16 protein-coding genes are annotated in these 14183 nt (G+C 63.6%); 4 read left to right on the forward strand and 12 right to left on the reverse strand.

Annotated elements, in window-relative coordinates:
* The first annotated feature begins 25 nt into the window (after positions 1-25).
* Positions 26-598 carry a GNAT family N-acetyltransferase gene (locus tag D0Z70_RS11150; RefSeq protein ID WP_119746322.1) on the forward strand — a complete coding sequence of 191 codons (573 nt, stop codon included), beginning with the start codon at positions 26-28 and terminating at the stop codon, positions 596-598.
* A gap of 361 nt (positions 599-959) precedes the next feature.
* Here D0Z70_RS11150 and D0Z70_RS11155 read toward each other — a convergent pair whose 3' ends face one another.
* A complete protein-coding gene (locus tag D0Z70_RS11155; protein WP_119746324.1) occupies positions 960-2294 on the reverse strand; it encodes a hemolysin family protein in 1335 nt (444 codons plus the stop codon).
* Between the two features lie 151 nt (positions 2295-2445).
* On the opposite strand from D0Z70_RS11155, the gene D0Z70_RS11160 reads away from it, so the two are divergent.
* A complete protein-coding gene (locus D0Z70_RS11160; protein WP_119746326.1) occupies positions 2446-3126 on the forward strand; it encodes a YiaD family glycine zipper/OmpA-like lipoprotein in 681 nt (226 codons plus the stop codon).
* A 67-nt stretch (positions 3127-3193) separates the two neighbouring features.
* Here D0Z70_RS11160 and D0Z70_RS11165 read toward each other — a convergent pair whose 3' ends face one another.
* Genes D0Z70_RS11165 through D0Z70_RS11185 form a run of 5 tightly spaced genes read right to left on the reverse strand, consistent with a single transcriptional unit; the run spans position 3194 to position 5958 of the window.
* Entirely contained in the window at positions 3194-3814 is a 621-nt protein-coding gene (locus tag D0Z70_RS11165) for a MarC family protein (RefSeq protein ID WP_119746328.1), read from the reverse strand.
* Positions 3811-4467, reverse strand: a complete 657-nt coding sequence (locus D0Z70_RS11170; RefSeq protein WP_182913931.1) for a YybH family protein — start codon at positions 4465-4467, stop codon at positions 3811-3813. Before D0Z70_RS11170 ends, D0Z70_RS11165 begins: the two co-directional genes overlap by 4 nt.
* Positions 4464-5357, reverse strand: a complete 894-nt coding sequence (gene folD, locus D0Z70_RS11175; RefSeq protein ID WP_119746330.1) for a bifunctional methylenetetrahydrofolate dehydrogenase/methenyltetrahydrofolate cyclohydrolase FolD — start codon at positions 5355-5357, stop codon at positions 4464-4466. The genes D0Z70_RS11170 and folD overlap by 4 nt, the downstream gene beginning before the upstream one ends.
* Positions 5354-5671, reverse strand: a complete 318-nt coding sequence (locus D0Z70_RS11180) for a DUF167 domain-containing protein (protein WP_119746332.1) — start codon at positions 5669-5671, stop codon at positions 5354-5356. Before D0Z70_RS11180 ends, folD begins: the two co-directional genes overlap by 4 nt.
* The gene (locus D0Z70_RS11185) at positions 5668-5958 is read right to left on the reverse strand and encodes a YggT family protein (RefSeq protein WP_119746334.1); all 291 of its coding nucleotides are present in this window, start codon (positions 5956-5958) and stop codon (positions 5668-5670) included. Before D0Z70_RS11185 ends, D0Z70_RS11180 begins: the two co-directional genes overlap by 4 nt.
* Here D0Z70_RS11185 and D0Z70_RS11190 point away from each other — a divergent pair.
* Positions 5957-6460: a hypothetical protein gene (locus D0Z70_RS11190; protein WP_147418758.1), complete on the forward strand. Its 504-nt coding sequence runs from the start codon at positions 5957-5959 to the stop codon at positions 6458-6460. The genes D0Z70_RS11185 and D0Z70_RS11190 overlap by 2 nt on opposite strands.
* Positions 6461-6467: 7 nt before the next feature.
* On the opposite strand, the gene D0Z70_RS11195 is transcribed toward D0Z70_RS11190, so the two are convergent.
* From D0Z70_RS11195 to argB, 3 genes are all read right to left on the reverse strand, one after another.
* Positions 6468-7028, reverse strand: a complete 561-nt coding sequence (locus tag D0Z70_RS11195; protein ID WP_119746338.1) for a DUF1993 domain-containing protein — start codon at positions 7026-7028, stop codon at positions 6468-6470.
* A 79-nt stretch (positions 7029-7107) separates the two neighbouring features.
* Positions 7108-7449 (reverse strand): hypothetical protein, encoded by a 342-nt coding sequence (locus tag D0Z70_RS11200; protein ID WP_119746340.1) that lies wholly within the window; start codon positions 7447-7449, stop codon positions 7108-7110.
* A gap of 7 nt (positions 7450-7456) precedes the next feature.
* The gene (gene argB / locus D0Z70_RS11205; RefSeq protein WP_119746342.1) at positions 7457-8374 is read right to left on the reverse strand and encodes an acetylglutamate kinase; all 918 of its coding nucleotides are present in this window, start codon (positions 8372-8374) and stop codon (positions 7457-7459) included.
* Between the two features lie 451 nt (positions 8375-8825).
* On the opposite strand from argB, the gene D0Z70_RS11210 reads away from it, so the two are divergent.
* A complete protein-coding gene (locus tag D0Z70_RS11210; RefSeq protein WP_147418759.1) occupies positions 8826-9545 on the forward strand; it encodes a hypothetical protein in 720 nt (239 codons plus the stop codon).
* Between the two features lie 75 nt (positions 9546-9620).
* On the opposite strand, the gene D0Z70_RS11215 is transcribed toward D0Z70_RS11210, so the two are convergent.
* The 3 genes from D0Z70_RS11215 to D0Z70_RS11225 form a co-directional block, all read right to left on the reverse strand.
* Positions 9621-10295, reverse strand: coding sequence for a queuosine precursor transporter (locus D0Z70_RS11215; RefSeq protein WP_119746346.1), 675 nt, complete (start codon positions 10293-10295; stop codon positions 9621-9623).
* A gap of 218 nt (positions 10296-10513) precedes the next feature.
* Entirely contained in the window at positions 10514-12037 is a 1524-nt protein-coding gene (locus tag D0Z70_RS11220; RefSeq protein WP_119746348.1) for a Ppx/GppA family phosphatase, read from the reverse strand.
* 5 nt (positions 12038-12042) lie between these two features.
* Positions 12043-14181: an RNA degradosome polyphosphate kinase gene (locus D0Z70_RS11225; protein WP_119746350.1), complete on the reverse strand. Its 2139-nt coding sequence runs from the start codon at positions 14179-14181 to the stop codon at positions 12043-12045.
* Between the last annotated feature and the right edge of the window lie 2 nt (positions 14182-14183).

The raw sequence follows: 14183 nt of genomic DNA on the forward strand, positions 1-14183 counted from the left end.
CGGTCCGCCGATCGAGATATGCGAATTGACGGGCGCGGCACTGGTTGCCGCGCTCGATTCGTTGGCGGACCTGCGCATCGCGGTGTTCAGGGCCTTCCCCTATCTCTATGACGGGGACCACGCCTATGAACGGGACTATCTGACCGCCTATGCCAACAGCCCCGGCGCGCTGGTCGTGGGCGCATTTTCTGGCGACAGGCTGGTCGGCGCCGCTACCGCTGCACCGATGGCCGATCACGCCGCCGCCTTTGCCGCCCCGTTCCAGGCGCGCGGCATGGACATCAACGACATTTATTATTTCGGCGAATCCGTGCTGCTGCCCGACTGGCGCGGCCATGGCATAGGCCACGCCTTTTTCGACCGGCGCGAAGCCAAGGCGCGCGACCTGGGTTTTTCGATCGCCGCCTTCTGCGCCGTCATCCGCCCGGCCGATCACCCCGCCCGCCCCGCCGGTTACAGCCCGCTCGACCCCTTCTGGCGCAAGCGTGGCTTTGCACCAGTCGATGGCCTGATCGGCCAGTTCGGATGGAAGGATATGGGCGACGCCACCGACAGCGACCACCCGATGCAATTCTGGGTAAAAAGGCTGGAGGGCTAAGGCCGACATGCGATAATCCTCACCCACAAGGCCCCTCCCCCTTGAGGGGGAGGAGAATTGCATATGACCTTTCGTTATCCCTTCAACGTCATCCTGAACTTGTTTCAGGATCCATCGCGCCCCAAAAGCCGCCGCTCGTGACGAGAAATGGATGCTGAGCCGAAGGCCAGCGCAGCTAAACGAGTTCAGCATGACGAAGTAAAATGAGGCGCGATCCATATGCGATAGCCCTTCCCTTGAGGGGGAGGTTGGGTGAGGGTGTGCTACCGCCAGCGGGGACGCTCAGCTTCGCCTCGCTCCCCCTCCCCGCCGGGGAGGGGGGATGAGTCACAATCATCGCATATTGGTAAGACCCGCGTCCCTAGCGCTCGGCAACCAGCACCTTGTCGATCTTGCGCCCGTCCATATCGACAATCTCGAAGCGGAAGCCCTGATCATCGACATAATCGCCGACTTCGGGCAGGCGCTTGAGCAGCCATAGCGCATGGCCCGCCACGGTCGCATAATCACGGTCCTCCGACAGGTCGATGCCGATCCGCTCGGCCAGCTGGTCGATCGGCATCTGCCCCGACACCAGCAGGCTGCCATCCTCACGCTCGACCATGTCGGGTTCGTCATAGGCGTCGCGGTCCGACGCGAAATGGCCCGCAATCGCGGACAGCAGGTCCGCCGGGGTCACAATCCCTTCAAAATGGCCATATTCGTCATGGACCATCACCATCGGCACGTCGGACCGGCGCAACACTTCCAGCGCGTCCATCGCGTCGACCTGGTCCGGCACCACCTCCGCCTTGCGCATCAGCGCGCCGACGTTCAGCGTCTCGCCCCGGAACAGCGCGCTCATGATGTCGCGCGCCTGGACGATGCCGATAATATCCTCCACCGACCCGCGCCCCACCGGCAGGCGGGTATGGGGCGTTTCCAGCAGCCGCGCGCGGACTGTCGCATCGTCCGCGCCGATGTCGATCCAGTCGACATCCATCCGCTGCGTCATCACCTCGCGCACCGGCCGGTCGGCCAGCCGCACGACGCCCGAAATGATCGCCCGCTCGCTTTCCTCGATCACGCCCGACTTGCTGGCTTCGGCAACGATCAGGTGCAGCTCCTCCGCCGTCACATGATGTTCCGATTCGCGGTTCATCCGCAGCAGCTTGAAGATCAGCGCGCTCGACCCGTCCAGCACCCACACGATCGGCGCGGTCGCCTTGGACAGCCACAGCATCGGCCCGGCCATGATCACCGCGATCGGTTCGGGCGCGCGCAGGGCAAATTGCTTGGGCACCAGCTCGCCGATGATCAGCGACGCATAGGTGGTAAAGCCGATGACCAGCGCAAAGCCCAGATTTTCCGACGCATTGACCGACAGGCCCAAACCCAGGCTCTGGCCCAGCGCATGAAGCCGCTCGCCCACCGGCCCGCCCAGGCTCGCGCCCGAATAGGCACCGGCGATAATGCCAATGAGGGTGATGCCGATCTGCACGGTCGACAGGAATTTGCCCGGATCGCTCGCCAGCTTCAGCGCGGTCGTCGCCCCCTTGCGCCCCGCTTTCTCCAGCCCCTGCAGGCGCGGCTTGCGCGCTGACACGATGGCGAGTTCCGACATCGCAAAGACGCCGTTCAGCGCCACCAGCGCAAGGATGATGAAAAGATCGGCCCAGGGAAAGGGCGTCGGATTGGGAAGGGGGATCGTGGCCATGGCGGTCAGCGACCTCCTATAGCCGCTATTCTTTCAATTTCACAACATCCCCATCATCACCGGTTCAGTTCGCTTGTGGAACAAACGCACCGTTCGACCATTTTGGGGCTACTCGTCTCATACGGACGCAAAAAGACAAGGGATCAGGATCATGAAGATTTCTCACCGCATTCTCGGCGCCGCAGGTCTGGCCGCCATGCTGGCCACCACCGCCTGCACCACTGATCCGACCACGGGTCAGCGCTCGATTTCGAAGGCCGCGATCGGCGGCATCGGCGGCGCTCTGGGCGGCTATCTGCTCGGCGATCTGGTGGGTGGGCGCAACGACCGGACCGAAAAGATCCTGGGCGCAGGCATTGGCGCAGTCGCAGGCGCGGGCATCGGTGCCTATATGGACGCGCAGGAACGCAAGTTGCGCGAAGAAACCGCCGGCACCGGGGTGGATGTGATCCGCGACGGCGACAATCTGCTGCTGCGGATGCCGTCGGGCATCACCTTTGGCTATGATCGCGCCGATGTGCAGCCCCAGTTCCAGCCGACGCTGAACGATGTCGCGGCGGTACTGGCGCAATATCCAAAGACCTATATCGACGTGCTGGGTCACACCGACAGCGACGGCGCGGACGCCTATAACCAGACCCTGTCGGAACGGCGCGCCCGATCGGTCGCCGACTATCTGATCGGTCGCGGCGTCCAGTCCGCCCGCATCGGCACGCGCGGCTATGGCGAGACCCAGCCGATCGCATCCAACGCCACCGAAGAAGGCAAGGCCGCCAACCGCCGCGTCGAAATCAAGATCTCGCCAGTCACCGAAGCTGACGTGCGGGGTTAAACTTATAAATAAAGCCCCTCCCCTTCAGGGGAGGGGTTGGGGTGGGGGCGTGCCCCACCCCCTATCCTCAAAAACTCGCCTTCAACCCGTCGATCACAAATTGCGCCGCCAGCGCAGCGAGCAGCACACCCAGCAAGCGAGTAATCACCGCCTCGATCTTGTGGCCCAGCAGCGCCATCAGCGGCCCCGCCGCCAACAGCGATCCCAGCATCAGCAGCAGCGTGACCACGACCGCGCCCAGCACCACCATCCGCTCGCCCATGCCGTCCGCCCGCGACATCAGCAGCATGACGGTGGCGATCGATCCCGGCCCGGCGATCATCGGCATCGCCATCGGGAATACCGACACATCCTCGACATGCGGCTCTTCGGCGCTGATCTTCTGCGCCCGGTCCTCGCGCCGCTGGGTGCGCTTTTCAAACACCATGTCCATCGCGATCATGAACAGCATGATCCCGCCCGCAATGCGGAAACTGTCGAGCGCAATCCCCAGCACGCCCAGCAGCTGCTTGCCCCACAGGGCGAACACCAGCAGGATCGCGGCGGCAATCCCGACCGCGCGGATCGCCATCGCCTTGCGCTGCGCCGGACTGGCCCCGCCGGTCAGGCTGGCATAGATGGGCGCGCAGCCGGGCGGATCGATCACCACGAACAGGGTGACGAAGGCAGAAATGAACAATTCGATCATGATGCCGCCCCTACCCTGTCGTCGATCACATCATCATAGCCGCTGCCATTCCATATCTGCACGGTCACACGGCGGCTGCCATCGGTCGCAACCTGCGCCGACCAGAGCAGGCTGTCGTCAGGCGGAGGCGGCGGTGCGTCCTTGCCAGGCGGCGGGCCGTCAGGCCGCGCAGGCCGCTTGCAGGTCGCCACCTTCCCGCTCAGAAATTCCGGCACATCGCGCGCCTTGGCCAGCGTATCGCCATGGTCGGCGATCCACTTCCACGCGCCCTTCTTGTCGCGCCGCCAGATCGTCGTGAAATAACCCACTGCCCCGTCCGGCCGGGTCCAGTTGCCGGTGCTGGCGGCCAGATTGCCGTCGCACGAGACATAGACGATCGACGGCGACCATTTGACCGGTGCCACCGGATCAGCCCGGCCTTTCAGCCAGTCCTTGGCCAGCACCCGCTGCGGCACGAACATCACCGCATCCTCCGCGGCGGTGGCGCGGAAGGCGGTCCATTGCCCCTTTTCCTGCGCCAACCGGCTGAACGCGATTTCGGCAGCGATGACGGAGCTGGGATCAGGCTGGAAACGCAGCGGCGGTTTGGCGGCGACCAATGCCGCCGCAGCCACAATCAGCAGCGGCACCAGCAGCGTCGAGCGCACCCTCACAGCCCGTCAGGCTTGGCCAGCCCCGCGCGGGCATGGGCCGCGACCAGCGTATTGCGCAGCAGCACCGCGATCGTCATCGGCCCGACCCCGCCGGGCACCGGGGTAATCGCGCGGACATGGGCCAGCGCCTCGGCGGTGGCGACGTCGCCCACGATCCGGCTCTTGCCATCTTCGGTATCCGCCACCCGGTTGATGCCGACGTCGATCACCGTCGCGCCCGGCTTGATCCATTCGCCCTTGACCATTTCGGCGCGCCCCACGGCGGCAACGACGATGTCGGCGCGATGGACGATGCTGGCAATGTCGCGCGTGCGGCTATGGGCGATCGTCACGGTGCAGCTTTCCGCCAGCAGCAGCTGCGCCATCGGCTTGCCGACGATGTTGGACCGGCCCACCACCACGGCTTCCAGACCAGTAAGGTCGCCCAGTTCGTCCTTCAGCAACATGATGCAGCCTAGCGGCGTGCAGGGGACCAGCGCCTCCTGCCCCGTCGCCAGTTTGCCCGCATTGACGACATGGAAGCCGTCAACATCCTTGGCCGGGTCGATCGCGGCCAGAACGGCGCTTTCATCGATATGGGCGGGCAGTGGCAGCTGGACCAATATGCCATCGACCCGCTCGTCATGGTTCAGCTCCTCGATCAGGTCGAGCAGATCGTCCGCACCGATGCTGGCCGGGCGCTTGAACTCATAGCTTTCCATGCCGGTCGCGACCGTCATCTTGCCCTTGTTGCGGACATAGACCGCGCTCGCCGGGTCCTCGCCCACCAGCACCACCGCCAACCCCGGCTTGCGTCCCGCCTGCGCGGCGAAAGCGGCAACGCCGCCTGCCACCTTGTCGCGCAGCCCTGCTGCAAAAGCCTTGCCGTCGATGATCTTGCCGATGGTCATGTCACGTCAACCTGTTGTTCGATGATGCTGATCAGGCGCGGCTGTGCGCCACCCCGGATGCGCAGCCGCTTTAGCCGGTTGCTGTCCCCCGATTCCAGCGAAATCGCCCCCTTGGGCAATCCAAGATATTGGCCGAGCAGGGCGACAAGCGCATCATTGGCCCGCCCTTTTTCCGGCACGGCCCGCACCCGCGCGGACAGCCATTGTGCGCCCTTCTCATCGGTCCAGACGCCGCCGACCATCTCCTTGGCCGCACCCGGCGTCAACCGGACAGCCAGGATCAGGTCGTCGCCCGCCTGAACCCAGACGGTCACACCAGCCCGAATAACGGGGGCAATACCGCCTGACGGATGATCAGGATCGCCAGCAACACGACCATCGGCGTCAGGTCCAGCGCGCCTAGATCGGGCATGATCTTGCGGATGGGATTATAGATGGGCGCGGTCATCCGGTCGAGCGCGGTCATGACGGTGCGGACGAAATCGCTGCCCATATTGACGATGTTGAAAGCGATCAGCCAGCTCATCACCGCCTGAATGATGATGATCCACCACAGTACGTCGAGCAGGATGACGATGATCTGATAAAGCGCGTAGGCCATGAGGTCTCCGAAAAGCGTTGCCTCTCTCTACCCCGTCCGATGGCCGGGGGACAAGCATCGCCGCAAGCTTTCGGAAAGCTTTTTCCTGCATGGTGTGCGGATGAGAGGCAGCTACACAATTGAGGCCGAACCGGCCCATGACCTGATCCGCATGACCCTGACGGGCTTTTTCGACATCGAAACGATCCGGGCATTCGGCGCGGCGCGCTATCCGGTCATCGCCCGGCTTGGCTGCGCACGCAACCAGCATATCGTGCTGTGCGACATTTCCGGTTGCAGCCTGCAATCGCAGGAAGCTGTCGCGGCCTTTCAGCAGGTGCTGGGCGAAGGCGACATCAAAAGCCGCAAGCTCGCCGTAGTCACGGGCAGTTCGCTGGCCTGGATACAGGCGCGACGCATCCTCAACCGCGACGAACTGGCCTGTTTCGACACCGAACCGGAAGCCATGCAATGGCTGCTTGCGCCGAGCGGGCAGACAGCAGAAAGCCAGGTCAGAGCCTGACCCCCGATCAGCCCGTCGGCATCGTCCCCGGCCGGATATGGGGGAACATGTGCGCGACATAGTCCGCCTTCCCCAATTCGATGCCATTGGCCCGCAGGATCGCATAGGCGGTCATCAGGTGGAAATAAAATTGGGACAGGCTCCAGTCCCGCGCATATTGCTCTGCCGTCAGGTCCAATATCATCCCGTTGGGCAGCGCATGGGCGATCATCGTGCCAGCAGCAGCATCCAGCGCATCGAGACCAATCGCCTCCAGCAACGCCACGGTCTGCGCGATCCGGCCCTTGGCATCCGCGATCGAACCAGGATGCTCCGCCCCATTGCGCCCTTCGTCGAGCAGCCCGCCGAGTGAGGTCGGGAAATCCTCCCCCTTTAGCCGATATACCGCTTCCCGCGCCTGTACGCAGGCAAAGCGGATCTGCGTCGACAGGGGGAACATATCGGGCGCCAGACGCGCGGACAGCAGCGCATCGGCATCCGTGCTTGAACCCTGCGCCTTCTCCAGCCAGGCGGACAGACGATTGAGCATCTGCACATAGGTTGGGACGAGCAATTGGGTCAGCGACATGGGTCAACTCTCCAAATGGGGAATCATTGCGAAATTCGTCATTATTCCGCCAGCGTCAGGGGGCGAACAAGACGAACGCTCAGCGCTGCTTCTTGGTCATGGTCGCGGTGAAATCGGGCGCCTTGTTCGCGACCCAGTCGACAAATTTGCGCACGGCGGGGTCAGCCAGCAGGCCGGTGGCATCCATGCCGTGACGCTGCAATTGCGAATTGGTGAAATTCTTGATCAGCATCTGCTGGCAGATGGGATGCATCGGCACGACATCGCGCCCGCCCCGGCTCTTTGGCACAGGATGATGCCAGATGATCGTCTCGCCCGTGGGTCGGCCGCACAGCCAGCACGGCGGCACCACCGCCGGAGCCTCTTCCTCGTCCAGATGCACGTCATCATGGCGACCATGTTTGGAATGTTTACGGGCCATATATGCTCTATTTGCGGATCAACGTACCCGCGCCGCGCCTGGTGAAAATCTCCAGCAGCATCGCGTGCGGCACCCGCCCGTCCAGGATGACGGCGGCGTCCACCCCGCCCTCGACCGCCTTGACGCAGGTTTCCAGCTTCGGGATCATGCCGCCGCTGATCGTGCCATCCTGTTGCAGCACCTCGATCGCGGCGGGATCAAGATCGGTCAGCAGATTCTTGTCCTTGTCCAGAACGCCCGGCACATCGGTCAGCAGGAAGAAGCGCGACGCACCCAGTTCCGCGGCGATCGCGCCTGCCATCGTGTCGGCATTGACGTTGTAGGTATGGCCGTCCGCGCCGATCCCCACCGGCGCGACCACGGGAATGATGCCATCCTGCGTCAGCGTGTCGAGGATGCGCCGGTCGACCTTCACCGGATCGCCGACAAAGCCCAGATCGACATTGCGCTCGATCCCCGAATTGGGGTCCGCCTCGCGCTTGCCCAGCACCTTCTCGCAGATGATGAGGTTGCCATCCTTGCCCGAAATGCCCACCGCCCGGCCGCCAGCCCCGGCGATCCAGCCGACGATTTCCTTGTTGATCGACCCCGCCAGCACCATTTCGGCGATCTTGGCGGTTTCCGCGTCGGTCACGCGCAGGCCACCGATAAATTCCGACTCGACGCCCAGCTTTTTCAGCATCGCGCCGATCTGCGGCCCCCCGCCATGGACGACCACGACATTGATGCCGACCGCCTTCATCAGCACGACATCCTCGGCGAAATCGCGTGCCGCTTCCGGGTCGCCCATCGCATGGCCGCCATATTTCACCACGAAGGTCTTGCCCGCATAGCGCTGCATATAGGGCAGCGCCTCAACGAGGGTTTCAGCCTTGGCGAGCAGCGCCGGGACGGGATCATGCGAACTGGTCATGCGCGGGCGCATAGGGCCAATGGACCGCTATCGCAAGTTTTGGCGCGCCGCTCCGCCCCTGGCGGGATCAGGTCGTCCCCGAACAATTGCGCTATCGTATCTATTAAAATTACTATAAGATTTGTGCATGAAGATTCACGCAAAAACGTCGTTTTTGTGAAATGAATTTCCATATCTTCGCCTTGTTATCGGTTAATATAAAAATACCCGGCCTCCTTCATATGCATCCATATTTTTCCTGACGGAATAATGATGACGGTGGATGTCCCGTGACGGGTCGGAGAAAGATGAATGACGGGAGAGAGACATGCCATATTTTTATCGATCGACAGCATTAAATTCGTTGATTATTATGGGTTCCGTATTGAGTGCACCGCCCCTTTCCGCGCAGCAGAAGCGGGAGTGCGAGACATGCGAGGCGACCGAGTCGGCCAATGGACCGGCCAGGGCCATGGCCATGCCCATGCAACGACCAAAAGGTCCCGATGGCCCGGTCCGGCCCGATTGCTGCCCGCCCGTCATCGGCAACAAGATTTATCTGGGATCCAGCTTTGCCTATCACCAGCTTCCCGGCGAAAATTCAGGCCAGCATTATGGGCTGAACTATACGCCCAATCCGACATTCAACACGCAGATGACGCTATGGGCCCCCTATGCCGCCAGCGCCCTGGCGGTGCCGGGCTGGACCGCGCAGGCCGTCGTCATGGCGGCGGAAATGCGCACGGACACGCCGTCGAACATTGCAGTCAACTATTCGACGCATCCGGCCTGGAATAACTGGCCACCGACGATAGCTGATTTCTCGGCCGGAACGACCGTCAGAGCACCCGTCTTTATCAGCGCATGGTGGACCAATTCCACGACATGGCATGACAATAATGAGTTTCACGATCAGGCACCCGGCTGGACAGCACCGCCCAGCTTTCACATGGTGCCCGATGGTCGCCGCTACATGATGGCCTTTTCCTTCTATCTGTTTGAACGCAACCATGACCGGTGGCGGCTGCGCGCAATCGAGTGCCAGACGCCCATGCTGAGCTGGCGTTTCAACGGCATGAATCTGCGCTCGATAGGCGGGGAAAAGCCGATGTTGCAACCGGTGATGGCAATCGGCCAGCTCAAGGCACCCGAGTTGCAGCCGAGCAAGGAACTGATTGATCAGGCCAACCGCATGGCGAAATAATCGTCCGATCCCAATGGCCCGGATCTGAAGTGCGTTGCCACCCTGCCGGACAGGGTGCAGCACTCCAGCTTCGGGCTAGGGGCGATCCAGCCACCGCCCCAGCCCGACCAGCAGATAGATGACCGGCGGCACCAGCAGCGCGGACAGCACGACCTTGGCCAGCATCTGCCCCAGCAGCAATTCGCCGATCGGAAAGACGCCGTAAAAGGCGATGGTCACGAACAGCAATGTGTCGGCGATCTGCGACAATATGCTGGCCACCGCCGCACGCAGCCACAGCAGGCGGCTGCCCTCGCGCCCCTTGAGCATCGCGAACAGGGTGACGTTCAGCGTCTGCGACACGCCATAGGCAATGATCCCGCCCGCCCAGATGCGCGGCGTGCCGCCCATCATCATCGCAAAGGCTTGGGCGCGGGCCGGGTCCATATCCCCGGCAGCGGGCGCGGCCAGGACCAGAACCGACAGCAGTATCGACGCGATCAGAGGCAGGAAGCCGATCTGCACCAGCCGGTTGGCAACCGCGCGGCCATGGAGTTCGGCCACCGCGCTGGAAATCGTCACCAGCAGCAGGAAGGCGAAAATCCCCGCCTCCACCGCCAGCGGACCCAGCCCCAATGCAGGCCCGATCGCCGACACCGGTCCCAGCGTCACCTGCTTGTTGCCCAGCACGCCTGCGATGCAGACCATGCCGCCATAAAAGATCGAAAAGCCGAAAAGCGATCGGCTGAGCGGCGCGGGAGAAGATGTCATCGCCGGGGCTTAGCCAAGATTGCGCGGCAGGGGAAGGTGGGCGGTGCGGGATGGGCAAATCCTGCAACCAGCCCCTCGCCCTTTGCCGTCATGCCGGGCTTGACCCGGCATCCATTGGCTCAACGGTGAAGGAGCATGATCAAAGTCAGCTATAATGGATCCCGGATCAAGTCCGGGATGACGGCGGGTTGGGATGTCGGACCCGTCGCCTTACTCCCCTACCCTTCAGACCGCACCAGCCGATATTTCACCCCCAGCGTCTGCGCCAGATGGCGCAGACGCCGTTCCACCACTTCGCCGCCCAGCGCCACATCGTCGCTGTCGAGTTCCAGCAGGAGCAGCCCGTCTCGCAACGCCAGCCGCGTATGGGTCAGCGGCCGTTCGACCCCGCCCGACAGGCGTTGGGCGAGCCGGATCGCCAGCCCCCAGAGCATCGCCCGGCGCAGCGCATCGGGACTGGCGAGCCGTTCCAGCCCCGGCGCCATCGCCGTGCCACCGCCGAAATGGCTGAACAGCGCCTGCCCCAGCATCGCCCGCTCCGCCGCGGTGATGCCCACCCAATTGCTGTGCAGCGCAATTTCCATCCCGCGTTCGGCCCGGAAATCGGGATTGGCGCGCCAGCCGACATCGGCCAGCAGGCAGGCGGCGCGGCGGATGCGGCGGGCGGCGGGGGCATCATCGGCGAACAAAGGCGCGATCCAGCGCTCGATCCGGTCGCCATGGCCGCGAAAGCGCGACTGCGCCTCCCCCTCCGCCTCGGCCGCGACCAGCAGCGGATCATCGCCACGAATCTCCGGCGGCAATCCTTCGAACAGCAATCCTTCGCGCAGGCCATAGGCCGACACGACGAGGCGACTCGACCGCAACTGGCGCACCACCACCGACAGCAAGGCCGCTGCATCGGTCAGCGTCGGCACGCGCGATCCGCTCATGCCCGGAATATCTTTCAGCCGCGCCCGATCGACATGGGATACGATGCGGATCAGCTGTTCGGCGCGGGTGGCAGGCATCTCATATTGATGCACCACCGGCAGCGGAAACTGGGTCAGCTGCATGTCGAACCGCGCCAGCGCCCGCCACGACCCGCCGACCATGTAGAAGGGCAGGTCAGGCTCCTGCCGCCAGCCTGCCTTGACCAGCATCTTGGTCACCTGCCGTTCCAGCAGCCTTGGCCCCTTGGCGCGGATCTGCGGCAAGCGCAGCACGCCCAGCGGCAGGGATATGGTCTCATGCACCTGCCCGTCCCTGATCCGCGCCAGTTCCAGGCTGCCACCGCCCAGATCGCCGACGATGCCGTCGGCGTGGGGGATGCCCGACAGCACGCCCATCGCCGCGCCGACCGCTTCCTGCCGACCCGACAGCAATTCCACGGTCAGGCCCATGGCGGCGGCACGGGCAATGAATTCCGGTCCGTTGGTCGCGTCCCGCACTGCCGCCGTCGCGACACAGCGTATGTCGGCAACCTTCATCTGCCGGCACAGATGGGCAAAGCGCTCGACGGCGCGCAGGCCCCGCTCCATCGCCTCCGGCTCGATCCGCCCGGTCCGCGCCAGCGCCGCGCCCAGCCCGGCCATCACCTTTTCGTTGAACAGGATGAACGGAATACGGCGCGGCCCGTCATAAACCACCAGACGCACGCTGTTGGAGCCGATGTCGATGATCGCGGTGCGACCGGTCGTCGGCTGGGGCGATGTCGCCATATTATGCGCAACATCGCGGACCCGGCTGAGCATCGAATTCATAAGGGTCAGGTCCGCCCGCGCAGGCGCAATGTCGGCACCGCTTCATTGTCCAGCGCCGCGCCGCGCCCGGACAGCGAAGGGTTGGTCATGAAATAACGGTGGAGGTTGAACGGCTTGTCGCCCGGATCGAGCCTGGTGTAATGGCCCGTGCTGTCGAGCGTCCAGCTTTGTTCGCTGTCGATCAGATTGGCGACCATCACCTGGTCCAATATCTGGTCATGCACGGTCGGATTCTCGATCGGCGCCAGAAATTCGACCCGCCGGTCGAAGTTGCGCGGCATCCAGTCGGCCGAGCTGATATAGACTTTCGCGCCATTGTTCGGCAGCGCCTTGCCATTGCCGAACACGGTGATGCGGCTATGTTCCAGAAAGCGGCCGACCACCGATTTGACCCGGATATTCTCCGACATGCCCGGCACGCCCGGCCGCAGGCAGCAGATGCCCCGCACGATCAGGTCGATCTGCACACCCGCATTGCTGGCGGCATAGAGTTTCTCGATCAACGCCGGATCGACCAGGCTGTTCATCTTGGCCCAGATGGTGCCGGGGCGACCGGCGCGGACATGGTCGATTTCCTTGTCTACCATCGCGCACAGATGATCGCGCAGGCTGCGCGGCGACATGACCAGCTTTTCCAGCCCCTGCGGTTCCACATAGCCGGTGATGTAGTTGAACAGCGCCGCCGCATCGCGGCTATAGGCCGGATCGGCAGTGAAGAAGCTGAGATCGGTATAGATGCGGGCGGTGACCGGGTGATAATTGCCGGTGCCAAAATGGCAGTAGCTGCGGAACTGGTCGCCCTCGCGCCGGATGACCATCGACACTTTCGCGTGGGTTTTCCAGTCGATAAAGCCATAGACGACCTGCACGCCTGCGCGTTCCAGCGCGTCGGCCCACATCAGATTCTGTTCTTCGTCAAACCGCGCCTTCAGCTCGACCACGGCAGTCACCGACTTGCCAGCCTCCGCCGCGTCGATCAGCGCGCGGATGATCGCCGACTGCTTGCCCGCGCGATAGAGCGTCTGCTTGATCGCCACGACATCGGGATCGACCGCCGCCTGCTTTAGGAAGGCGACGACGACGTCAAACGCCTCATAGGGGTGATGGACGACAATATCCTTGGCCCGGATCGCGGCGAAACAATCGCCGCCATATTCACGGATACGTTCGGGAAAGCGCGGGACATAAGGCTCGAACTTCAGGTCAGGGCGGTCCTCGTCCACGATGCCGGACAGGTCGCCGATGCCGATGAACCCCTCCACCTCGACCACCACCGCTTCATGGCCCTGGAGCATGTCCTGCAACATCTCCTCGACCGGTTCGGGGATGCGCTCCTCTATCTCCATGCGGATGACGCGGCCCCGGCGGCGGCGCTTGATCGCGCTGCGATAGTGGCGGACCAGATCCTCGGCCTCTTCTTCAATCTCGATATCGCTGTCGCGGATGATGCGGAACACGCCGCTGTTGCGCACCATATAACCGGGGAAGAGGTCCCCCGAAAAACGCCGGATCACGGCCTCCAGCGCCATATAGCGCGCCGGTTCGCCGGGAATACGGACAAAGCGGGCCAGCGAGGCGGGGATCATCACCAGCTCGCGGATCGGCTGCTTGTCCGACAGGCGTTGCAGGTCGAACACGATCGACAGGCCTTCATTGGGGATGAAGGGGAAGGGATGCGCGGGATCGAGCGCCTGGGGCGTCAGGATCGGGAAAATCTGATTGAGGAAATGGTCGCGCAGCCAGGCTTCGCCCAGCGGGTCGATCGGGCTGGTGGGACCAACCACCTCGATCCCCACCTGCGCCAGCTCGCCATGGACGATGCCCCACACCTTCTGCTGCGCCAGCATCAGCCGGTCTGTTTCCGCCGCAATGGCGGTCAATTGCTGCCCGGCGGTCAGCCCGTCGGCGGAACACATGTCGACATCCTGCAATTGCTGGCCTTTGAGGCCCGCCACCCGGACGGAGAAGAATTCGTCCAGATTGGCCCCGGAAATCGAGAGGAAACGCAGCCGCTCCAGCAACGGATGGGCGCGGTTCATCGCCTCTTCCAGCACGCGCTGGTTGAACGCCAGCCAGGACAGTTCGCGGTTGAAATAACGCCCCATGGGCAGGGTCAGGCTGGTCGCGGGATCGGCTTCGGCCACTG

This window comes from Sphingobium terrigena (genome assembly GCF_003591655.1).
GTDB classification, from domain to species: Bacteria; Pseudomonadota; Alphaproteobacteria; order Sphingomonadales; family Sphingomonadaceae; genus Sphingobium; species Sphingobium terrigena.

Bases quoted from the DNA above. Each gene is read 5' to 3' on its own strand.
- D0Z70_RS11215 (WP_119746346.1), bottom strand. From the start codon at position 10,295: ATGACATCTTCTCCCGCGCCGCTCAGCCGATCGCTTTTCGGCTTTTCG.
- D0Z70_RS11220 (WP_119746348.1), bottom strand. From the start codon at position 12,037: ATGAATTCGATGCTCAGCCGGGTCCGCGATGTTGCGCATAATATGGCG.
- D0Z70_RS11195 (WP_119746338.1), bottom strand. From the start codon at position 7,028: ATGTCGCTGACCCAATTGCTCGTCCCAACCTATGTGCAGATGCTCAAT.
- D0Z70_RS11165 (WP_119746328.1), bottom strand. From the start codon at position 3,814: ATGATCGAATTGTTCATTTCTGCCTTCGTCACCCTGTTCGTGGTGATC.
- D0Z70_RS11210 (WP_147418759.1), top strand. From the start codon at position 8,826: ATGCAACGACCAAAAGGTCCCGATGGCCCGGTCCGGCCCGATTGCTGC.
- D0Z70_RS11190 (WP_147418758.1), top strand. From the start codon at position 5,957: ATGAGGTCTCCGAAAAGCGTTGCCTCTCTCTACCCCGTCCGATGGCCG.
- folD (WP_119746330.1), bottom strand. From the start codon at position 5,357: ATGACCATCGGCAAGATCATCGACGGCAAGGCTTTTGCAGCAGGGCTG.
- D0Z70_RS11200 (WP_119746340.1), bottom strand. From the start codon at position 7,449: ATGGCCCGTAAACATTCCAAACATGGTCGCCATGATGACGTGCATCTG.
- D0Z70_RS11160 (WP_119746326.1), top strand. From the start codon at position 2,446: ATGAAGATTTCTCACCGCATTCTCGGCGCCGCAGGTCTGGCCGCCATG.
- D0Z70_RS11185 (WP_119746334.1), bottom strand. From the start codon at position 5,958: ATGGCCTACGCGCTTTATCAGATCATCGTCATCCTGCTCGACGTACTG.
- argB (WP_119746342.1), bottom strand. From the start codon at position 8,374: ATGCGCCCGCGCATGACCAGTTCGCATGATCCCGTCCCGGCGCTGCTC.
- D0Z70_RS11155 (WP_119746324.1), bottom strand. From the start codon at position 2,294: ATGGCCACGATCCCCCTTCCCAATCCGACGCCCTTTCCCTGGGCCGAT.